A 22,139-nucleotide genomic window follows, 5' to 3' on the forward strand; every position below is an offset into this window, starting at 1 on the left:
TGTCAGTTGCCACAAAGCGCTGCACATGAAACCGGCGCGCTGCAACTCAAAGACACCGCGCAAGGGCTGCCCCACAGCGCTGATGTCGTCCCCCTCGCGCACAGCGAGAGAGGGGTGAAGCGGCAAAGCCGCTCAGGGGGTGCAATCAGTTCAACTCTTCTTTGCGAATCCGCGTGATGGGTGTCAGCACCGTGGACAACGCCTGGATCTCCGCCAGTGCCTTGTCCATATCGCCTTCACGGGTGTCATGCGTCAAGATGATCAGATCCGTCTGGGTTGAGCCCTCACCACCGACTTCATCGGCTTCGCGCTGAATCACAGCATCAATGCTGATACCGGCATTTGCCAGCAGCGTTGTGATTTTGGCCAGTACACCGGCCTCGTCCGCCACGCGGATACGCAGGTAATAGCTGGTCACCACATCGGCCATTGCCAGCACAGGCAGTTCGTGGCCAGCAGCGGCCAAGGTATGGCTCTGGAAAGCCAGTGCAGGCACGCTGTAGGCTGGATCAGCACCGTGCAGGCGGGCAATATCCACCAAGTCCGCAATCACGGCCGAGGCCGTGGGCTCGGAGCCCGCGCCCTTGCCGTAGTACAGCGTGGTGCCCACAGCATCACCATTGACCACCACAGCGTTCATCGCGCCTTCAACATTGGCGATCAGGCGCTTGGCTGGAATCAGCGAAGGGTGAACACGCAGCTCAACCCCCTTGTCGGTGCGCTTGGTGATGCCCAGCAGCTTGATGCGATAGCCCAGTTGCTCGGCGTACTTGATGTCTGCACCAGCCAGCTTGGTGATGCCTTCCACGTAAGCCTTGTCAAACTGCACCGGAATGCCAAAGGCAATGGCGCTCATCAGCGTGACCTTGTGCGCTGCATCGACCCCTTCGATGTCGAAGGTGGGGTCCGCTTCGGCGTAGCCCAGACGCTGTGCTTCCTTGAGCACCACGTCAAAGTCCAGACCCTTGTCACGCATTTCGGACAGGATGAAGTTGGTTGTGCCGTTGATGATGCCAGCCACCCACTGGATGGAATTGGCAGTCAAGCCTTCGCGCAGCGCCTTGATGATCGGAATGCCACCGGCCACAGCCGCTTCGTAGGCCACGATCACACCCTTGTCGGCCGCAGCCTTGAAAATTTCTGTGCCGTGTACGGCCAGCAGCGCCTTGTTGGCCGTTACCACGTGCTTGCCAGCGGCAATTGCTTCCAGCACCAGTGCCTTGGCAATGCCATAGCCACCAATGAGCTCCACTACCACGTCAATTTCAGGGTTGGCAATGACTTCACGGGCGTCGCCCACCACTTTGACAGCATCACCCACGACTTGCTTGGCGCGCGTCGTGTCCAAGTCGGCCACCATGGCAATCTCAATGCCGCGACCCGCACGGCGGCGGATCTCTTCCTGGTTGCGCTGCAGCACGTTGAAAGTGCCACTGCCTACGGTGCCAATGCCCAGAAGGCCTACTTGGATCGGTTTCATAAGTCTCTTACGCTTGTACGTCAAAAAGGGCTGTAGCGCTTATGGAGTCTGCGCTTACAGCTATCAGAAAAATTTAGGCAGCCACTTGCAGTTTGGCTTTGCCTTTGCTTGCCGCTGCTGTTGCACTGACCACCAGCTTGTCGGTGTCGTGACGCTGGCGGTATTTGGCCAAGAAGGCGGCCAGGCGATTGATCGCCTCGCGCAGATCGGCCTCATGCGGCAGGAACACAATGCGAAAGTGGTCTGGATTGGGCCAGTTAAAGCCGGTGCCCTGCACCAGCATGACCTTGGTTTCCTGCAGTACTTCCAGGAAAAACTCCTGGTCGTTCTTGATCGGATAAATCTCAGGGTCCAGCCGCGGGAACATGTACAGCGCGCCCTGTGGCTTCACGCAGCTCACCCCGGGAATCGCGTTGATCAACTCCCACGCCAGGTCACGCTGCACGCGCAGGCGGCCGCCTTCGCACACCAAGTCGTCAATACTCTGGTGACCGCCCAGTGCCGTCTGCACAGCCCACTGACCGGGCACGTTGGCGCACAGACGCATGTTGGAGAGCATGTTCAGGCCCTCGATGTAGTCCTTGGCAGGCTTCTTGTCACCCGAGACCACCATCCAGCCTGCACGGTAGCCGCAGCTGCGGTAGGCCTTGGACAGGGAGTTGAAGGTCAGCGTCAGCACGTCTTGCGACAAGCTGGCCAGCGGGGTGTGCTTGGCGCCGTCATACAAAACCTTGTCATAGACCTCGTCGGCAAAAATCACCAGCCCGTGCTCACGCGCCAGCGCCACAATCTCAAGCAGCAACTCGGTGGAATACAGCGCACCCGTGGGGTTATTGGGGTTGATCACCACAATGCCCTTGGTGCGGGGTGTGATCTTGGCGCGGATATCTGCCATGCTGGGCATCCAGCCATTGGCTTCATCGCACATGTAATGCACAGGAGTGCCGCCCGACAGGCTGGTAGCCGCCGTCCACAGTGGGTAATCGGGTGCAGGCAGCAGCATTTCATCGCCGTTGTCCAGCAAGGCATTGGTGGCCATGCTGATCAGCTCAGAGGCCCCATTGCCCAGGTAAATATCATCCAGCGTCACGCCTTTGATGCCCTGGTGCTGGGTTTCATGCATGACAGCCTTGCGTGCGGCAAAAATACCTTTGCTGTCCGTATAACCGGCCGAGTTGGGCAGGTTGCGAATCATGTCCTGCTGGATTTCTTCTGGCGCATCAAAACCGAACACGGCCAAATTACCAATGTTCAGCTTGATAATTTTGTGCCCGTCTTCTTCCATCTGTTTGGCCGCATCCATGATCGGCCCTCGAATGTCATAACAAACGTTTGCCAGCTTTGCAGATTTTTGGACAGTCTTCATGGAAATATGCCACCTATATGCTTTAACAGCGCCAAGGCACGCCCGCGCCTCGGTGAAACCTATAATTTGACCACACTTCGGGCCCACGCCCTCCCCGCATAATACGGTGCCATGCTGCTGGTATTCAGAGCCATCGCTGCGGGGTAGTTCAAGCACAAGGAACAAGCCCCATGAAACTCCACGCTGATCCCTCTGACGTTCAAATGGTGACCGCTTATGGCCCGGGCTGGATAACGATCAACAAGCAAGAGCACAAAGGCAATCTGCTGGTGGGCTCCACCGGCTTTCTGCGCCCCTGGAACTGTGCCAATTTCGAGTCGCTCACGGCCGAGCACTTTGCAGAGCTTGCGCAGTTGAATGCAGAGCTCATCATCTTTGGCAGCGGCAGCAAATTGCGCTTTGTTCACCCCTCATGGCTGCAGCCCCTGATGCAAAAGCGCATAGGCCTGGAAACCATGGATACCCATGCAGCCTGCCGCACTTACAACGTTTTGGCAGGAGAAGGCCGCATCGTGATAGCCGCACTCATGTTGGAGTAATATCCGCATGGGGGTCGTCAAATTTTACGTTTCAGGGTAAAATCTCAGGTTGCGGTCGGGGGCGTACTTATCCATAAAAGCAATACTCCTACACCCCTCGGCATTCCAACGACTACTCCCGAGAGATAAAAGCGCATGGCGATCGTTGTCAATAAAGCCCTTCCCGAATTTGAAGCCAATGCTACAGGTGGCGTGAAGGTATCCAACACCTCGCATACAGGCCAGATTCTGATCTTGTACTTCTACCCGAAGGACAACACCCCTGGATGCACTACCGAAGCCATGCAGTTCCGTGACAAGTTCAAGGACTTCGAAAAGGCAGGCGCTGTGGTGTTCGGCGTTTCTCGCGACAACATGAACTCGCACAACGACTTCAAGACCAAGCTCGAGTTGCCGTTTGAGCTGATCGCAGACACCGAAGAAAAGATGTGCCACATGTTTGGCGTAGTCAAGAACAAGATCATGTACGGCAAGAAGGTCAAGGGCATTGAGCGCTCAACTTTCCTGGTCGACACCAATGGTCTTTTGGCCCAGGAGTGGCGTGGTCTGAAAGTACCCGGTCACGTGGACGAAGTACTCAAGGCCGTCAAGGGCCTGAAGGCTGCAGCCAAGAAGGCAGCTTAAACCCCACACACTTGGTGCCGCCTCCTTGGCGCGCACCAAGACATGCATAATGGGCCGCATGCCTTTGCGCGTTTTCACCCAGCATTGCAATTCTTATCTCCAAAGCCGCTCGGGCCTGTGCCCAGCGGCTTTGTGTTTTTTACAGCCCTAAAAACAAGGACTGAATCACGTATGCCACTGCCTCCAGCCCCCACCAAGCGTGCTGCACGCGTTGCCAAAGAAGCTTTTGATGTGACCGCCCGCGCCAGCAAGCGCGCCGCCGCAGCCAAGCCACCTGTGATTGAGCTGGACGATGAGCCCGTTGCAATCAGCAGCGCCTCCATGGTCGATACCAGCACCCCAAAAGCCTCACGCAGCAACAAGAAGACAAGCGCTGCACCGTTGGCCAGTGCCGCAACCACGGCAGCAGCCCAAAGTCTGGCCCGTCAACGCGCTGCGGTTCAGGCCAGCGCACCCCAGCCTCTGCCCAAAACCGCACGCCAGCAACCAGCAGCACCCGCTCCTGTTGCGGCTGTCGCAGCAACTCAGTTGCCTGCAGCCACAGCACCTGCAGCGCCTAAACACGCGCGCAAAGCATCTGCCGCCACCACTCCTGCCGCAACACCAACAGCGGCGCCAGTGCGCAGCAGTAAAAAACGCAGCGCCCAGTCGTGCCTGTTTGTGCTGGACACCAATGTGCTGCTGCACGACCCCACCAGCATCTTCCGCTTTCAAGAGCACGACATCTTCCTGCCTATGGTGGTTCTGGAAGAGTTGGATGCTCACAAGCGCGGCATGACCGAAGTGGCCCGCAATGGCCGTCAAGTCAGCCGCACGCTGGATGCCCTGGTTGATGCCCAGCAAGAAGCTGATCTGGCTGCAGGTTTGCGCTTGGATGCCAGTGGACACAAGGGCGCGACGGGTCATTTGTTTTTCCAGACCGTGCCACTGGACTACAAATTGCCCTCCAGCTTGCCGCAAGGCAAGGCTGACAACCAGATTCTGGGCGTGGTGCAGGCGCTGCGCGAAGCCAAGAAAAACCAGCAAGAAGTGATTTTGGTGTCCAAAGACATCAATATGCGCGTCAAGGCGCGCGCTCTGGGTTTGCCTGCCGAGGACTACCGCAACGACAAGACGCTGGACGATGGCGACCTGCTGTACACCGGCAGCCTGGCATTGCCCGCAGATTTTTGGCGCAAGGCCAAGAATGTTGAAAGCTGGCAAGAGGCTGGCCGCAGCTTCTACCGCTTGAGCGGCGCCATCACCAACCAGATGCTGGTGAACCAGTATGTCTATTTTGAAGCGCCCAGCGAGACCAGCCTGCACGCACGTGTTGCCGAAATCCGCGATACCACCGTGGTACTGGAGACGCTGCGCGACTACAGCAGCAGCAAGCACAGCGTGTGGGGGGTGAGTGCACGCAACCGCGAACAGAACTTTGCCCTGAACCTGCTGATGGACCCTGATGTGGACTTTGTCACGCTGACAGGCACCGCCGGCACTGGCAAGACCTTGATGGCCCTGGCTGCCGGTCTGTCTCAGGTACTGGACGAGCGCCGCTACACCGAAATCATCATGACCCGGGCCACCGTCAGTGTGGGCGAAGACATCGGCTTTCTGCCCGGCACGGAAGAAGAGAAGATGGGGCCCTGGATGGGCGCGCTGGATGACAACCTGGAGTTTCTGGCCAAGGGCGACGGCGGCAACCCCGGTGAATGGGGCCGCTCAGCCACCAATGAGCTGATTCGCAGCCGCATCAAAATCAAGAGCATGAACTTCATGCGAGGCCGTACGTTCTTGAACAAGTACGTCATCATCGATGAAGCGCAGAACTTGACACCCAAACAGATGAAGACACTCATCACACGCGCGGGCCCGGGCACCAAGATCATCTGCATGGGCAACCTGGCACAGATCGATACGCCGTATCTGACGGAAGGCAGCTCAGGTTTGACGTTTGCGGTGGACCGCTTCAAGGGCTGGCAGCATGGCGGCCATATCCAGCTGGCACGCGGCGAGCGTTCGCGTCTGGCTGACTTTGCCAGCGAGGTGCTGTAAATGGCGATCAGCTGGGTTACTGCCCTCAAACTGGTGCCCTGGGGGGATGTCATTCAAGCGGCACCCTCAGTGCTCAAGGCCGCCAAGGGCCTGATGAAAAAGAGCCCTGAAGAGGAAGCCGCCTACATTCACGCCACAACGCCTGCACCGAACGCACAAGCCCTGCCGGGCAGCGCCGGTGAGCTGGCGCTGCAGCAGGTAGCACAGCTGGAGGCACGCATCCAGCAGCTGGAGAATGCGCAACGCGCCTCTGCCCTGGTGCTGGAAAAGATGGCCGAGCAGCAGGCGCAAATCGTCAAGACCGTGGGCTTGCTGCGCACGGGTGCCACACGCCTGGCATGGGCCTGCGGCATTCTCAGCGTTTTGGTGGTGGGTTTGCTGATTGCCGTTATTCGCATGTAAATAAAAAAAGAAGCTACCAACGCAAGTGCAGCAACGATTTCAGATACAAAATTATCTGAAATCTATGAACAGCAAGCGTTAGCAGCTCACTTTAAAATCACTAAACAAAAAAGGCCTTGTCATGCAGACAAGGCCTTTTTTCTTTTTCGCACTCAGATCTGTGCGCAGCAAACACCACCGACCTGCCCCCCCACAGGAACACCTTGGCGACTAGACACGAAGCCCACCCCTGGGCAACGGTGCAACAAAGCCCGGCACGGCATATCCACCGCCGCCTGGGCAGTGTTAGTAATCGTCGCCCGCGCCCATGGCCAGGTTTTCAAAGCGTGTCTGGTTCTTCTGGAAGTACAGCTTGACCGAGCCTGTGGGGCCATTACGCTGCTTGCCGATGATGACTTCGGCCACATTGGGCTCTTTGGAGTCTTTGTTGTAGTAGTCGTCGCGATAGATGAACATGATGATGTCGGCATCCTGCTCGATAGCGCCTGATTCGCGCAAGTCGGACATCATGGGTCGCTTGTCGGTGCGCTGCTCCACCGAGCGATTGAGCTGCGACAGTGCAATCACTGGGCACTGCAGCTCCTTGGCCAGCATCTTCAAGCCCCGGGAAATTTCACCCAGTTCGGTGGCACGGTTGTCACCGCCACCGCCGCTGGAGCCACTCATCAACTGCAAGTAGTCGACCACAATCAAGCCTAGCTTGCCGCAGGTGCGCGACAGACGGCGTGCATTGGCCCGCAGCTCTGACGGTGTCAGACCCGGGGTTTCATCAATGTGCAGCGAAATCTGGCTGAGCTTCTCCACAGCTTCGGTCAGGCGGGCCCACTCATCGTGCTCCAGCTTGCCGGTACGCAGGTTCGCCTGATTGACACGCCCGATCGAGCCCACGATACGAACCGCCAGCTGGGCGGCACCCATTTCCATCGAGAAGATGGCGACTGGCAGGCCTTCGTTGAGCGCCACGTGCTCGGCAATATTCACCGCAAACGAGGTCTTGCCCATGGAAGGTCGCGCCGCCAGCACCACCAGGTCACCCGCCTGCAGGCCCGATGTCATGCGATCCAGATCGGCAAAGCCAGTGGGCACGCCCGTCACATCCATGGGGTTGTCAGCCATCTCTTGCACGCGGTCCAGCAAGTCCCCCACCAGGGTGTCCATGCTCTGGAAACCCTGCTTCATGCGCGAGCCTTCTTCGCCAATGGCAAAGATTTTTTGCTCGGCCTCGTCCAGGATGCGCTCCACCGGGCGCCCCTGCGGGTTCAGCGCATTGGTGGCGATTTCATCGCTCACCGTCAGCAGCTTGCGCAAGATGCCCTTCTCGCGCACGATTTCCGCATACCGGCGAATGTTGGTCGCACTGGGTACGTACTGCGCCAGCTGATTCAGGTAAAGAATGCCCCCTACCTCGTCCGCCTTGCCCATGCCCTGCAAATGCTCAAACACCGTGATCACGTCAGCCGGCTTGCTTTCGTTGATCAGCTTGCCAATCGCGGTGTAGATCAACTGGTGTTCGTGGCGATAAAAATCCCGGTCAGTGAGCAAATCCCCCACACGGTCCCAGGCGTTGTTGTCCATCAACAACCCACCCAGCACGCTGGATTCCGACTCCATGGAGTACTGCGGCAAACGCAGATTGGCAACCTGCTGATCTTGCGCAGCGGGCATGCCAAAAACATCATCATCCAACGGAGGCATCACTGAAGACATGGTCGACCTACAAAAAGACAAGCCCATGATCGTAGCGTCGTCGCTGCACGCCGTCATCCATAGATGCACGCAGCCAGCCGCCAGCAAGGGCATCGCAACACAGGCTTGAGGCCTTATGTTGCTTCAATAAAAAGAGCTAAAAGCACAGACTCAAAGAACGATAGAGCCTGTTTTTATGCATAAAACACAAAAGCCGCCCTAAGGCGGCTTTTGGGGTGTCGGAAATTTTCCGAGAAGGGCTTAGGCAGCTTCGCCAGCCACTTCCACAGACACTTCGATCACAACGTCAGTGTGCAGAGCCACTTCCACGGTGGAAGCAGACACAGTCTTGATAGGACCGTTAGGCATGCGCACTTGTGCCTTGGACACTGTGAAGCCTTGAGCCTTCAGAGCTTCAGCGATGTCAGCATTGGTCACGGAACCAAACAGACGGCCATCCACACCAGCTTTTTGCGACAGCTTCAGGGTCAGACCGTTCAGCTTAGCGCCTTCAGCCTGGGCTTCTGCCAACTTGGCAGCAGCAGCCTTTTCCAGTTCAGCACGCTTGGCTTCGAACTCAGCCTTGGCAGTTGCAGTAGCACGACGTGCTTGACCCGAAGGGATCAAGAAGTTACGTGCGTAGCCGTCCTTAACCTTGACGATATCGCCCAGGTTACCCAGGTTCACAACCTTTTCGAGCAGGATAATTTGCATGGTTGTGGCTCCTTAGATCTTGTGCTGGTCGGTGTACGGCAGCATGGCCAGGAAGCGAGCACGCTTGATGGCAGTGTTCAGCTGACGCTGGTAAATGGCGCGCGTGCCGGTCAGGCGTGCGGGGATGATCTTGCCGTTTTCGGCGATGAAGTCACGCAGAGTGTCAACATCCTTGTAGTCGATTTCGACAACGTTAGCGACTGTGAAGCGGCAGAAACGCTTGCGCTTGAACAGCAGCGACTGGGTGTTGCGCTTTGGGCGCTTGTCTTTGTTGAATTTCTTGAACGTGGCCATTGCTGGACCTCTTGAAAATTAATTTTGTTGAACATCCTGGATGTGCAGCACCACGGTTTTGCTGTTACGCGGTGTGGCCAGAAAACCTTGGAACGTCCAAGTGCTTCCTGGTGCCTGGCGGGCTAAACGCTCAGCCAACGCACCAAATGCCACCGCTTTCACAGCTGCCGAGACTTTGCGTGAGCTACCTGCTTCCGTTTGGGAGGATTCGTGCACGAGGCGCAAATCCAAGGCAGGCAGTCCAGCGGGCGTGTATCTCAAGGGTTGAAGCTCTTCGATACAGGCAGTCAGGACAACGTGGTTTTCCACTCCAAGCGAAGTCTATGAATTAGGCTTCAGCAGCTTGGTTGGCCTTGCGGGCTTCTTCACGCTCGACAGTCTTCATCATGGAAGAAGGTGTAGTGTCAGCCTTCTTCTTTTGAACTGTCAGGTGACGCAGCACTGCATCGTTGAACTTGAACGCGTGTTCCAGTTCAGCCATCACAGCCTGGTCGGCTTCGATGTTCAGGCAGATGTAGTGAGCCTTGGCGAGCTTGTTGATCATGTAAGCCAGCTGACGACGGCCCCAGTCTTCTTCACGGTGCACTGCACCACCGCCGGCGGTGATCATGCCCTTGTAGCGCTCCAGCATGGCTGGAACTTGCTCGCTTTGATCCGGATGGATCAACAAAATGATTTCGTAATGACGCATGAAAACTCCCTTTTGGGTTAGGCCCCCCGCTGCGCCTGTAGCGGTGGAGCAAGGCAAAACGCAAGATTATAGACACTCCCTCAGGCCCTGTACACTCTGGGCTCTGCAATAACCCTTATCAAGACAGCCCTTGAAAGGGGCCAAGCTGCCCCCATGTGAACTGGCAAGGTTCATTCTTTAGAGACGCTATCCACATGACAGAACAAACAAATATGCCCCACGCAGCCCCTATCGACGCTTCGCCCGAAGAAGTCGAAGCTGCAATGGCCGCTAATGTGGCCGACGAAATCTCTCGCTTGCAAAACGAGTTGAACGAGCTCAAGGCCAAGAACGCCGAGATGGCAGACCAGTATCTGCGCGCCAAGGCAGACACGGAAAACATGCGCCGTCGTGCGGAGGAAGAAGTCAGCAAGGCTCGCAAATTCGGCATCGAAAACTTTGCCGAAAGTCTGCTGCCCGTCTGCGACAGCCTGGACGCAGCCCTGGCCATCCAGAACGCCACTGCCGAGCAGTTGCGTGAAGGCTCTGACGCCACATTGCGCCAGCTGCAACATGCCCTGGAGCGCAACAAGGTGATCATCGTCAACCCTGCTGCCAACGACAAGTTCGATCCGCACCAGCACCAGGCCATTGCTGTGGTGCCTGCCGAGCAAGAGGCGAACACCATCGTTTCCGTGCTGCAAAAGGGTTACCTGATTGCTGACCGTGTATTGCGCCCGGCCCTGGTGACCGTTGCGGCACCAAAGTAAATCTAAAAAATATCGACCACTTGGCTTGAAACTCTAATAAACACCCTGACTTACAAGCCAATCAAACAAACATTATTCGGAGAATTCAAATGGGAAAAATCATTGGTATTGACTTGGGTACAACCAACAGCTGTGTCGCCATCATGGAAGGCAACACAACACGCGTGATTGAAAACAGCGAAGGTGCACGCACTACGCCTTCGATCATTGCGTACCAAGAAGATGGAGAAATCCTGGTGGGCGCTTCTGCCAAGCGCCAGGCTGTAACCAACCCCAAGAACACCATCTACGCGGCCAAGCGCCTGATCGGACGCAAGTTCGACGAAAAGGAAGTACAAAAAGACATCGACCTGATGCCTTTCACCATCACCAAGGCTGACAACGGCGACGCCTGGGTAGAAGTGCGCGGCCAAAAGCTGGCACCTCCTCAAATCTCCGCAGAAGTGCTGCGCAAGATGAAGAAGACCGCCGAAGACTTCCTGGGCGAAGAAGTGACCGAGGCCGTGATTACCGTGCCTGCGTACTTCAATGACGCTCAGCGCCAAGCCACCAAGGACGCTGGCCGTATTGCTGGCCTGGACGTCAAGCGCATCATCAACGAACCCACTGCTGCTGCACTGGCTTTTGGCCTGGACAAGGTTGAAAAGGGTCAGGACCGCAAGATTGCCGTGTATGACCTGGGTGGCGGTACGTTTGACGTATCCATCATCGACATTGCTGACGTGGACGGCGAAAAGCAGTTCGAAGTGCTGTCGACCAACGGTGACACGTTCCTGGGCGGCGAAGACTTCGACCAGCGCATCATCGACTACATCATTGCCGAGTTCAAGAAAGAGCAAGGCGTGGATCTGGGCAAAGACGTGCTGGCTCTGCAGCGCCTGAAGGAAGCGGCAGAAAAGGCCAAGATTGAACTGTCGAACTCTGCACAGACCGACATCAACTTGCCCTACATCACTGCTGACGCATCGGGCCCCAAGCACCTGAACATCAAGCTGACACGCTCCAAGCTGGAAGCTTTGGTGGAAGACCTGATCGAGCGCACGATTGCGCCTTGCCGCACGGCCATCAAGGACGCAGGCATCTCCGTGTCTGACATTCAGGACGTCATCTTGGTTGGCGGTATGAGCCGCATGCCCAAGGTGCAGGAAAAGGTCAAGGAATTCTTTGGCAAGGAACCCCGCAAGGACGTCAACCCTGACGAAGCCGTGGCCGTAGGCGCTGCCGTTCAAGGTCAGGTTCTGGGCGGTGACCGCACCGACGTGCTGCTGCTGGACGTGACACCGCTGTCTCTGGGCATTGAAACCCTGGGTGGCGTGATGACCAAGATGATCGCCAAGAACACGACCATCCCGACCAAGTTCGCACAGACCTACTCGACCGCTGAAGACAACCAGCCTGCCGTGACCATCAAGGTATTCCAGGGCGAGCGCGAGATGGCTTCTGGCAACAAGTTGCTCGGTGAGTTCAACCTGGAAGGCATTCCTGCCGCTCCTCGCGGTGTGCCTCAGATTGAAGTGGCCTTTGACATTGATGCCAACGGTATCTTGAATGTGTCGGCCAAGGACAAGGGCACCGGCAAGGAAAACAAGATCACCATCAAGGCGAACTCGGGTCTGTCGGAAGAGGAAATCCAGCAGATGGTCAAGGATGCGGAACTGAACGCAGCCGACGACAAGAAGAAGCTGGAACTGGTGCAAGCGCGCAACCAGGGTGAAGCCGCGGTGCACAGCGTCAAGAAGAGCCTGGGTGAGCACGGCGACAAGCTGGACGCTGCCGAGAAGGAAGCGATTGAAGCTGCCGCCAAAGACCTGGAAGAAGCGCTCAAGGGCGAGGACAAGGACGCCATCGAAGCCAAGACCACGGCTTTGATGACTGCCAGCCAGAAGCTGGGCGAGAAGGTGTATGCCGAATCGCAAGCTGCAGCGGCAGCCGCAGGCGGCGCTGCTGAAGGTGGTGCAGAGACTGCACAAACCCAGTCCAAGCCCGCAGGCTCCAGTGACGACGACATCGTTGACGCTGAAGTCAAGGAAGTGAAGAAGTAATTTGGGTGCAGCGGCATTCGTGACCGCTTGCCGCCGCGCTGCCCCCTGCAAAGGGGTCTTGCGCGGCGTTCCTGTTTATTACTGGCACTAAATACCAATGTCCAAACGCGACTTTTACGAAGTCCTCGGCGTCTCCAAGACAGCCTCGGACGATGAGATTAAAAAAGCCTACCGCAAGCTGGCTATGAAGCACCACCCTGACCGCAATCAGGGGGAAAAGTCCAAAGAAGCTGAAGAGAAATTCAAGGAGGCCAAAGAAGCCTACGAGATGCTCTCGGACAGCCAAAAACGCGCTGCCTATGACCAGTATGGCCATGCAGGTGTTGACCCCAATATGCGCGGCGGCATGGGTGGTGGCGATATGGGCGGCGGCTTTGCCGAAGCCTTTGGTGATATTTTTGGCGACATGTTTGGCGGCCAGCGTGGCGGCCAGCGCGGCGGTCGCCAGGTGTACCGTGGCAATGACCTGAGCTATTCCATGGAGATCACCCTGGAAGAAGCGGCCAAGGGCAAGGATGCGCAAATCCGCATCCCCAGCTGGGATGCGTGCGACACCTGCCACGGCAGTGGCGCCAAGCCTGGCACCAGCCCCAAAACATGTACCACCTGTGGTGGCCAGGGCTCGGTTCAGATGCGCCAAGGCTTTTTCAGTGTGCAGCAAACCTGCCCGCACTGCCGCGGCACAGGCAAGATCATTCCCGAACCCTGCACCACTTGCAGCGGCCAAGGCAAGATCAAGCGCCAAAAAACGCTGGAAGTAAAAATCCCTGCCGGTATCGACGACGGCATGCGCATTCGCTCTACCGGCAACGGTGAGCCCGGCATGAATGGTGGCCCTCCCGGCGACCTGTACATTGAAATTCGCATCAAAGAGCACGACATCTTTGAGCGCGAAGGCGATGACCTGCACTGTCAGGTGCCCGTGAGCTTCATCACTGCGGCGCTGGGTGGCGAAATTGAAGTTCCCACGCTGCAGGGCAAAGCGGCCATTGATATTCCTGAAGGCACACAAGCGGGCAAACAATTCCGCTTGCGAGGCAAAGGCATCAAGGGTGTGCGCTCCAGCTATCCTGGCGACTTGTACTGCCACATCGTGGTGGAAACACCCGTGAAGCTGACGGAGTACCAGCGCAAGCTGCTGCGTGAGCTGGAAGAATCGCTCAAAAAAGGTGGCGGCAAGCATTCGCCCAGCGGAGAAAGCTGGACCGACAAGCTCAAGCGCTTTTTCAGCTAAGCCGCCTTCGGCCTAAGCACCAAAGCCCTGCCATGCAGGGCTTTTTTTATGTCCTGACATGAAAAAACGGAAGCATCTTCAACCTTTTCTTTATAAGGTTTTAGCGCCTTTACTGAACATTCAGCCATTACAGAATAATGGATTAAATTTATAAAACAACAGCTTACAAGAATACATAAATGCATTCAAACGCAAAATAAGGACAGCAGCAAAAAAAGAATATTGCGTTCAACTCATACACAAGAGTCAAAAGTTGAAAAAAACGTTACAGCCTAAAATTTGACTTGCTTCAATCCGAATCTGTGTATGGATATGTCAACCTCTCACGCATCTACTCCCACGCCAGTGTGGACACGCATTTATGGCGTGATCCTGGCTCTGGTGGGCCTGGCCCTGCTCGTCGGCGGTATCCGCCTGGCTTCGCTGGGCGGCTCCTGGTATTACCTTTTGGCGGGCGCTGCAACGTTGGTCGCCGGTGCTTTGCTAGCCCGCGCCAAGATTCAGGGCGCGCAGCTGTATCTGGCCGTTGTCGTTGGCACCGTGATATGGGCGCTGGCTGAAGCTGGTACCAGCTTCTGGGCTCTGGTTCCCCGCCTGGCCCCTGTGCTGGTGCTGGGTCTGGTTGCAGCCTTGGCGATGCGCGCCCTGCGCCCTGCCTCCAAAAAGATTGCAATGCCTGCCGCGGCCATTCAAGCGCTTGTGTTGCTTGCAGGCGCGGCCTCCATCTTCACCCCCCACGGCGTGGTTGAGAACACGGCCAACAAGGGCACTGAGATCGTCAACGACATTGCCGTTGTCACCGATGCCAAAAGTGAAGCCAACAGCTGGACCCATTACGGCCGTGACGCTGACAGCACCCGCTTTGCCCCCTTTGACCAGATCAATGCAGGCAACGTCAACAAGCTGGAAGTGGCCTGGACTTACCGCACCGGCGCACAAACCGGTGGTGGCAACGAAGACCAGAACACCCCCATTCAGGTGGGTGACTCGGTCTACCTGTGCACTCCGCAAAACAAGGTCATTGCACTGAACGCTGAAACCGGCGAAGAAAAGTGGGTGTTTGATCCCAAAACCCGCGAAAACAAGTGGTGGAGCCGCTGCCGTGGCGTGGCTTACTACGAAGTGCCCGCATTCAAGGCTGCCAAGTCTGAAGGCAAGGCACCGGCCAAGTGCGAAGCTCGCATCATCACCACCGACAAAGACGCACGCCTGTGGGCGCTGGATGCGCAGACGGGTGAAGTCTGCGATGGTTTTGGCGATACCGGCAAAGGCTATACCGACCTGAGTGTGGGTATGGGCCAATATCAGGATTTCTACTACATGCCCACATCGCAGCCACTCGTGGCTGGCGAGCGTGTCGTCATCGGTGGCTGGGTCTGGGACGGCAAAAAGACTGAACAGCCTTCTGGCGTGGTTCGTGCCTACAGCCTCAAAGATGGTTCGCTGGACTGGGCATGGGATCTGGGCAACGCAGACATCACCAAGCTGCCACCTGAAGGCGAGACTTACACCAAGGGCACGCCCAACTTCTGGTCGCATGGGGCCTACGACGCCAAGCTGGATCTGATTTACCTGCCTTTGGGCAATGCCACGCCTGACTTCTGGGGTGCACACCGCACCGAAGCCATGAACAAGTACGCGACCACTGTCGTGGCCTTGAAGGGCGCAACTGGCCGTGAAGCCTGGAACTACCAGACGCTGCACATGGACACCTGGGACTACGACAACGGCACCCCTCCCACCTTGGTAGATGTGCCTGACGACAAGGGCGGGGTCACTCCAGGCCTGGTGCTGGCCACCAAAACACACCAGCTGTTCCTGCTGGACCGCACCAACGGCAAGCCTTTGGCCAGCGTACAAGAGCGTGCCGCGCCTCAGAACGTCATGCCTGGCGATGCCCCCGCATCTGCCACACAGCCTTGGTCGGTGGGCATGCCCCAAGTGGCCAAGATGGACATGACTGAAAAGGACATGTGGGGCGCCACCATGTTCGACCAGCTGTACTGCCGCATCAAGTTCAAGCAACTGGCGTATGACGGCCCGTTCACCAAGCTGACCGACAAGATGACCCTGATCTACCCCGGCTACTACGGTGGCTTTAACTGGGGTGGCCACACTTACGACAAGCGTACCGGCATGCTGATCGTCAACGACATGATCATGCCGCAGATCGGTTTCCTGCACCCCCAGGAAGGCGCAGCGCAAAAGCTGGCTGAACTCAAGGAAAACGACATCACCAACGCATCGTGGGCCACCCACCTGCAAGAAGGCACGGGCTACCAAGCCATCCGTGGTGCATTCAACTCTTTCCTGGGTCTGCCTTGCCACCAGCCATCATGGGGCAACCTGACTGCGATTGACCTGAACACCAAGACCATTGCCTGGCAAGTTCCGGTCGGCACCGTAGAAGACAGCAAGCTTAAGGGCATCCGCGCCAGCTTGCCTGTGCCTGTGGGCATGCCATCGCTGTCGGGCCCATTCTCGACTGCTGGCGGCTTGACGTTCTTTGCAGGTACACAGGATTACTACCTGCGTGCTTTTGACAACAAGTCCGGCAAGGAACTGTGGAAGGGCCGTCTGCCCGTGGGTGCACAAGCCACCCCCATGACGTACCTGTCACCAGAAACTGGTCGCCAGTTTGTCGTGGTGTCTGCCGGTGGTGCACGCATGACGGCTGACAAGGGCGACTACGTGATCGCCTACGCTTTACCTAAAAAGTAAAGCAGACCGACAAAAGGTGGCCCAGGCCACCTTTTTAGTTTGCTAGTCACAAAGCAACGGTCAGCGCATGGACTCTTTCTGTTGCTTTGTCATTGATCGCTTGCAAACACATAGCATTTAGCACTGATCAATTCTGAACCTTGTCGTATTTTGACTGCCGGATTTCGCATGCCTGTTTTTACCCATTCCGCCCAGAGCCAAGCCATTGCTGTACTGCTCAGCACCATCGTTTTTGCCGCACACGCCCAAACAGCCACTCCCACACTGAACACCATTGAAGTGCGCTCGGCCACCGGCTCGCCCAGCCTGCAGGCGCTGCCCGCCTCGGCCACCGTGCTGGATGGCGAGCAAGTGCGCGACCGTCAGATGCAGGTCAACCTGTCTGAGAGCCTGGGCGGCGTGCCCGGCCTGCAAATTAAAAACCGCCAGAACTACGCCCAGGATTTGCAGCTGTCCATCCGTGGCTACGGTGCACGCTCCACCTTCGGCCTGCGCGGCGTACGCCTGTATGTGGATGGCATTCCCGCCACCATGCCGGATGGACAGGGTTCCCTGTCACACATCGACATCAGCAGCATTGACCGCGTAGAAGTGCTGCGCGGACCTTACTCGGCCCTGCATGGCAACTCCGCTGGCGGCGTGGTCAGTGTATTTACAGAAACACCTGAGGGTCGCCCCTTTGCCGAAGGCGGCGTGTCATTCGGTAGCGATGGCCAGCAGCGTTTTGCGGCCAAAGCCGGCGGACAGACAGCGCAGGGCCTGAGCTACGTGGTCAGCGCCAGCCGCTTCCTGACCGATGGCTACCGCGACCACAGTGCAGCCGACCGCAACGTGGCCAATGCCAAGCTGAGCACGGCCATAGGAGAGGACGCGCGCCTGACCATCACCGCCAACACCATGAAGACGGATGCACAAGACCCCCAAGGGCTGACTTGGGCGCAATACCAGGCCAACCCACGGCAGTCTTCAGGCGTGGCAGAGCAGTACAACACCCGCAAATCACTAGAGCAGACGCAGGTTGGCGCTACGTACGAGCGCCGCCTGAACGCCAACCACAGCGTGGCGTTGACGGCCTATGCAGGCCACCGCTCGATGGAGCAGTACCAGTCCATTCCCCCCGGCCCGCAAGCAGCGGCCAGCCACGCGGGTGGTGTGATTGATATGTCGCGCGATTACGCAGGCCTGGATGCACGCTGGACCGGCAAGTTTGACGGTGCGGCGGTTCCCGTCACCGTCACTGCGGGTCTGGCGCTGGACACCGTGCAAGAAGATCGCAAAGGGTACAAAAACTTTATTGGCAGCCAGCTGGGAGTCAAAGGTAGTTTGACCCGCGATGAAAAAAACACCATCACCAACACCGATCCCTATGTGCAAGCCACCTGGAAACTGGCCCCCACATGGACGCTGGACACTGGCCTGCGCTACAGCCGCGTGAAGTTCAAGGTGGAAGATGACTTCATCAAGGGCCCCACCAACCCTGATGACTCCGGCACGGCAACGCACCACCAGTTTTTGCCCGTTGTTGCACTGTCACACCAGCTGACCAGCAATGACACGGTGTACGCCAGCGCAGGCCGTGGCTTTGAAACCCCCACCCTGGCTGAAATGTCTTACCGCGCAGATGGTGGCAGCGGCATGAACACGGCACTGCAACCCAGCGTCAGCACCCAGTACGAGCTGGGCTACCGCCAGCGCCTGACCGGCGACATCAAGGGCATGTGGAGCGCAGCGGTGTTCCATTCGAGCACCGACGACGAAATCGTCAGCGACACCAGCGGTGGTGGCCGCACCACCTACCGCAACGCAGGCAAAACCCGCCGCTACGGCGCAGAGCTGCAAGCCGACATCCAGCTGTCGCGACAGTGGGATGTACAGGCTGCCTACACCTACCTGAATGCCACATTCCGGCAGGAATCGGGCAAGGCAACGGCAGGCAATATGCTGCCCGGCCTGTCCAAGCAAAACCTGTTTGTGGGCGTGAACTACCGCCCCACCGCTGCATGGCGTTTGGGCATATCGGCCCAGCACGCAGGCAAGGTCTATGTCAACGATGCCAACAGCGAAGCTGCACCGTCTTTTGCCATTGCCTCGGCCAGCGTCGGTTACACCAAAAATCTGGGTGACTGGACGCTCAACGCCTTTGCCCGCGTGGACAACCTGTTTGACCGCCAGTACGTCGGCTCTGTCATCGTCAACGATGGCAACAACCGCTATTACGAAAGTGCCCCCGGCCGCAACTGGAGCACAGGCGTCAACCTGCGCTACAACTTCTAAAGCAGCGTTCACCCGTTCAGCTTTACGCAAAAGCGGCACCCGCTTCTATAAAAGGAGCTGGTGCCGCTTTTGCTATCTGGCTTTACAAGTTAAAAGCATTGCAAATGCCTTAAAAAATGGGCGACATGCACTCATATTTTCTTTAAATCCACCCGAACCATCGTGAAAAACGATGGCTGGGTTGGTGCTTAGATACCCTGAGACTTCGCATTGCACGATGACAAGCAGGTGAACATGGTGGGAAAATCCATTTAACTTCTCAAAACGAGAAGACTGAAAAACGATCCCCCGCCATGAAGAATTCCGAGCGCAGTTTTGCACGCCGTATCGATTTAACCTCTTTGCAGCTGTTTGTAGCTGTGTGCGAGCTGGGTAGCATTGGCCGCGCTGCCGAGCGTGAGTACATTGCCGCCTCTGCAGTGAGCAAACGCTTGTCCGATCTGGAAGCTGCAGTAGACACCGCCCTGCTGTACCGCCACAGCCGCGGCGTCACGCTGACGCCCGCCGGCGAGAGCCTGCTGCACCACGCACGCAACGTGCTGTACGGACTGGAGCGCATGCAGGGCGAGCTGTCGGAATACGCAGACGGGGTGCGCGGACATGTGCGTGTACACGCCACCATCTCTGCCATCGTGCAGTTTCTGCCTGAAGACCTGGGCGCTTTCAGCAAGGAACACCCGCAAATCAAGATTGACCTGCAAGAGCACCTGTCTGCCGACGTGCTGCAGGCCGTGCAGGAAGGCACGGCAGATATCGGTATTTGCAACATGGGCCAAGCCAGCTCCAACGGCTTGCAGATTCGCCCCTACCGCACCGACAACCTGGTGCTGGTCGTGCCACAAGAGCACCCGCTGGCCACACGCGAATCGATTGCGTTTGAAGAGGTGCTGGAGTGGGACATCGTGGGCCTGCACGGCGGCAGCTCCATCAGCCTGGCCATGCGCGGTGCAGCAGCACGCTCAGGCCACCCCTTACATCAGCGCATTCAGGTCACAAGCCTGGATGCCATGTGCCGCATGATCGACAACGGCCTGGGCGTTGGCCTGATCCCCGATCGTGCGTTTGAGCTCATGCACGGCGTGGGCAATTTGAAGAGTGTGCCTTTAACAGACGCCTGGGCGCAGCGTTCGCTCAGTCTGGTTGCCCGTGACTTTGACGCGCTGCCCGTGACATCGCGGTTGCTTGTGGAACACCTCGGCAAAGGCTGGGAGCAGACCCCCAAGGCGTCTGCCTAAAATTTCAAGAGACAACTTCCCACCCCACAAAGAAGAGAACACCATGGGACGCACCCTTTACGACAAGATTTTTGATGAGCACGTCATCCACACCGAGGAAGACGGCACCTCCATTTTGTACATTGACCGCCACCTCGTGCATGAGGTGACCAGCCCACAGGCCTTTGAAGGTCTGCGGGCGGCGGGCCGCAAGCTGTGGCGCATCAGCTCTGTGGTGGCCACTGCCGACCACAACACGCCCACCACCGGCTGGGAACATGGCTACGACGGCATTGCCGACCCCATCAGCAAAGAGCAGATCGTCACGCTCAACACCAACATTGCCGAGTTTGGTGCCGCGGCCTTCTTTCCCTTCATGGACAAGGGCCAGGGCATTGTTCATGTGATGGGCCCTGAGCAAGGCGCCACTCTGCCCGGCATGACGGTGGTGTGCGGCGACAGCCACACCTCTACCCACGGAGCATTCGGTGCGCTGGCGCACGGTATTGGCACCTCCGAGGTCGAACACGTCATGGCAACGCAAACGCTGCTGGCCAAAAAGGCCAAGAACATGCTGGTGCAAGTCAATGGCAAAGTGGCACCCGGTGTAACCGCCAAAGACATTGTGCTGGCCATCATTGGCAAGATTGGCACCGCTGGCGGCACGGGCTACACCATTGAGTTTGCTGGGCAGGCCATCCGTGACCTGAGCATTGAAGGCCGCATGACCGTGTGCAACATGGCCATCGAAGGCGGTGCGCGTGCTGGCCTTGTGGCTGTGGACGACAAAACCATCAACTACGTCAAGGGTCGCCCTCTGGCACCCACGGGTGCTGAGTGGGATGCCGCCGTCGCCTACTGGAAGACGCTGCACTCAGACGCAGGCGCCAAGTTTGACGCCGTGGTTGAGCTCAACGCTGCCGACATCGTGCCGCAAGTGACATGGGGCACCTCCCCCGAAATGGTGCTGGGCGTGGATGACAGCGTGCCCGATCCCGACAAGGAAAAAGACAGCAACAAGCGCGGAGCCATCGAGCGCGCGCTGACCTATATGGCGCTGGAGCCGGGCAAACCTTTGAGCGATATTTTTGTCGACAAGGTGTTCATTGGCTCATGCACCAACAGCCGCATTGAAGACATGCGCGAAGCCGCAGCCGTGGTGAAAAAGCTGGGCCAGAAAGTGGCCAAGAACATCAAGCTGGCCATGGTCGTGCCCGGTTCTGGCCTCGTAAAAGAGCAGGCCGAGCGCGAAGGCCTGGACGTCATCTTCAAGGCCGCAGGCTTCGAGTGGCGCGAACCGGGCTGCTCCATGTGCCTGGCCATGAACGCTGACCGGCTGGAGCCCGGCGAGCGCTGCGCCTCCACCTCCAACCGCAACTTCGAAGGCCGTCAGGGCGCGGGTGGCCGCACGCACTTGGTCAGCCCCGCCATGGCAGCGGCTGCCGCCATCCACGGCCACTTTGTGGACATCCGCAAGTTCACTTAACCCACCATTGACGCAACAGACCGAGAGACCCTCATGAAGCCTTCCTTCTCGATTCTTTTGATTGGCCTGGCCTTTACCCTGGGCGCTTGCAACACTGTCCAGGGCATTGGCCAGGACGTGCAAAAAGCCGGCAACGCCATTGAACGCGCCGCGCGATGACTTGCTCGTCTAACCGTTAAAAAAGGACTGCGCCATGATCGACCACCTGGGTATTTCTGTAAGCCACTTCGCAAACAGCAAAGCCTTCTACCAAAAGGCTTTGGCGCCGATTGGTTATGAACTCGTCATGGTTCTGTCTGCCGCCGAAACCGGCCACACCGATACGGCAGGCTTTGGCCCAGCGCCCAAACCGTACTTCTGGATCTCCGCGGGCACACCCAACGTGCCACCGATTCACGTGGCCTTTGCTGTGGATAGCCGCCAAAAAGTGGATGACTTCTACGCGGCAGCCATCGCCGCAGGTGGGCGCGACAACGGAGCCCCCGGCCTGCGCCCGCACTACCACCCCAACTATTACGGCGCGTTCGTGCTGGATTTAGACGGCCACAATATTGAAGCCGTTTGCCATGCTGCCGCCTAACTTTTG

20 protein-coding genes are annotated in these 22,139 nt (G+C 57.7%); 13 read left to right on the forward strand and 7 right to left on the reverse strand.

All coding sequences use genetic code 11. From position 1 onward, the window contains the following. Positions 1-145: 145 nt before the first annotated feature. Positions 146-1,480: a homoserine dehydrogenase gene (locus H9646_RS09100; protein WP_191723046.1), complete on the reverse strand. Its 1,335-nt coding sequence runs from the start codon at positions 1,478-1,480 to the stop codon at positions 146-148. A 73-nt stretch (positions 1,481-1,553) separates the two neighbouring features. Beyond that, complete coding sequence (locus H9646_RS09105; protein ID WP_191723047.1) at positions 1,554-2,846, reverse strand: pyridoxal phosphate-dependent aminotransferase; 1,293 nt, start codon at positions 2,844-2,846, stop codon at positions 1,554-1,556. 170 nt (positions 2,847-3,016) lie between these two features. Between H9646_RS09105 and H9646_RS09110 the strand changes: the two genes are divergently transcribed. The 4 genes from H9646_RS09110 (at position 3,017) to H9646_RS09125 (ending at position 6,448) form a co-directional block, all read left to right on the forward strand. Continuing rightward, on the forward strand, positions 3,017-3,385 hold the full coding sequence (locus tag H9646_RS09110) for an Mth938-like domain-containing protein (protein ID WP_191723048.1): 369 nt from the start codon (positions 3,017-3,019) through the stop codon (positions 3,383-3,385). 135 nt (positions 3,386-3,520) lie between these two features. Then, a complete protein-coding gene (locus H9646_RS09115) occupies positions 3,521-4,009 on the forward strand; it encodes a peroxiredoxin (RefSeq protein WP_191723049.1) in 489 nt (162 codons plus the stop codon). A 171-nt stretch (positions 4,010-4,180) separates the two neighbouring features. Then, positions 4,181-6,046, forward strand: coding sequence for a PhoH family protein (locus H9646_RS09120; RefSeq protein ID WP_191723050.1), 1,866 nt, complete (start codon positions 4,181-4,183; stop codon positions 6,044-6,046). Continuing rightward, positions 6,047-6,448, forward strand: coding sequence for a hypothetical protein (locus H9646_RS09125; protein WP_191723051.1), 402 nt, complete (start codon positions 6,047-6,049; stop codon positions 6,446-6,448). A gap of 285 nt (positions 6,449-6,733) precedes the next feature. Here H9646_RS09125 and dnaB read toward each other — a convergent pair whose 3' ends face one another. From dnaB to rpsF, 5 genes are all read right to left on the reverse strand, one after another. Then, positions 6,734-8,155 (reverse strand): replicative DNA helicase, encoded by a 1,422-nt coding sequence (gene dnaB, locus H9646_RS09130; RefSeq protein ID WP_191723052.1) that lies wholly within the window; start codon positions 8,153-8,155, stop codon positions 6,734-6,736. 240 nt (positions 8,156-8,395) lie between these two features. Further along, complete coding sequence (rplI, locus tag H9646_RS09135; RefSeq protein WP_191723053.1) at positions 8,396-8,848, reverse strand: 50S ribosomal protein L9; 453 nt, start codon at positions 8,846-8,848, stop codon at positions 8,396-8,398. A gap of 12 nt (positions 8,849-8,860) precedes the next feature. Further along, positions 8,861-9,142 carry a 30S ribosomal protein S18 gene (gene rpsR / locus H9646_RS09140; protein WP_191723054.1) on the reverse strand — a complete coding sequence of 94 codons (282 nt, stop codon included), beginning with the start codon at positions 9,140-9,142 and terminating at the stop codon, positions 8,861-8,863. 18 nt (positions 9,143-9,160) lie between these two features. After that, complete coding sequence (priB, locus tag H9646_RS09145; protein WP_191723055.1) at positions 9,161-9,451, reverse strand: primosomal replication protein N; 291 nt, start codon at positions 9,449-9,451, stop codon at positions 9,161-9,163. 19 nt (positions 9,452-9,470) lie between these two features. Then, positions 9,471-9,833, reverse strand: a complete 363-nt coding sequence (rpsF, locus tag H9646_RS09150) for a 30S ribosomal protein S6 (RefSeq protein WP_191723056.1) — start codon at positions 9,831-9,833, stop codon at positions 9,471-9,473. Positions 9,834-10,045: 212 nt separating this feature from the next. Between rpsF and grpE the strand changes: the two genes are divergently transcribed. From grpE to H9646_RS09195, 9 genes are all read left to right on the forward strand, one after another. Continuing rightward, positions 10,046-10,582, forward strand: a complete 537-nt coding sequence (gene grpE / locus H9646_RS09155) for a nucleotide exchange factor GrpE (RefSeq protein ID WP_370551199.1) — start codon at positions 10,046-10,048, stop codon at positions 10,580-10,582. 89 nt (positions 10,583-10,671) lie between these two features. Further along, positions 10,672-12,624 (forward strand): molecular chaperone DnaK, encoded by a 1,953-nt coding sequence (gene dnaK / locus H9646_RS09160; RefSeq protein WP_191723058.1) that lies wholly within the window; start codon positions 10,672-10,674, stop codon positions 12,622-12,624. A 97-nt stretch (positions 12,625-12,721) separates the two neighbouring features. Next, on the forward strand, positions 12,722-13,858 hold the full coding sequence (gene dnaJ, locus H9646_RS09165; RefSeq protein WP_191723059.1) for a molecular chaperone DnaJ: 1,137 nt from the start codon (positions 12,722-12,724) through the stop codon (positions 13,856-13,858). Between the two features lie 312 nt (positions 13,859-14,170). Continuing rightward, entirely contained in the window at positions 14,171-16,579 is a 2,409-nt protein-coding gene (locus tag H9646_RS09170) for a membrane-bound PQQ-dependent dehydrogenase, glucose/quinate/shikimate family (RefSeq protein ID WP_191723060.1), read from the forward strand. Between the two features lie 168 nt (positions 16,580-16,747). Beyond that, positions 16,748-18,853 carry a TonB-dependent receptor family protein gene (locus tag H9646_RS09175; RefSeq protein ID WP_191723061.1) on the forward strand — a complete coding sequence of 702 codons (2,106 nt, stop codon included), beginning with the start codon at positions 16,748-16,750 and terminating at the stop codon, positions 18,851-18,853. 293 nt (positions 18,854-19,146) lie between these two features. After that, entirely contained in the window at positions 19,147-20,088 is a 942-nt protein-coding gene (locus H9646_RS09180; protein ID WP_191723062.1) for a LysR family transcriptional regulator, read from the forward strand. Between the two features lie 43 nt (positions 20,089-20,131). Continuing rightward, positions 20,132-21,553 (forward strand): 3-isopropylmalate dehydratase large subunit, encoded by a 1,422-nt coding sequence (gene leuC, locus H9646_RS09185; protein WP_191723063.1) that lies wholly within the window; start codon positions 20,132-20,134, stop codon positions 21,551-21,553. A gap of 33 nt (positions 21,554-21,586) precedes the next feature. Continuing rightward, positions 21,587-21,712, forward strand: a complete 126-nt coding sequence (locus H9646_RS09190; protein ID WP_191723064.1) for an entericidin A/B family lipoprotein — start codon at positions 21,587-21,589, stop codon at positions 21,710-21,712. A gap of 34 nt (positions 21,713-21,746) precedes the next feature. After that, positions 21,747-22,133 carry a VOC family protein gene (locus tag H9646_RS09195; protein ID WP_191723065.1) on the forward strand — a complete coding sequence of 129 codons (387 nt, stop codon included), beginning with the start codon at positions 21,747-21,749 and terminating at the stop codon, positions 22,131-22,133. The last annotated feature ends 6 nt before the right edge of the window (positions 22,134-22,139 follow it).

The organism is Comamonas avium, assembly GCF_014836675.1.
In the GTDB taxonomy this organism is placed as follows: Bacteria; Pseudomonadota; Gammaproteobacteria; order Burkholderiales; family Burkholderiaceae_C; genus Comamonas; species Comamonas avium.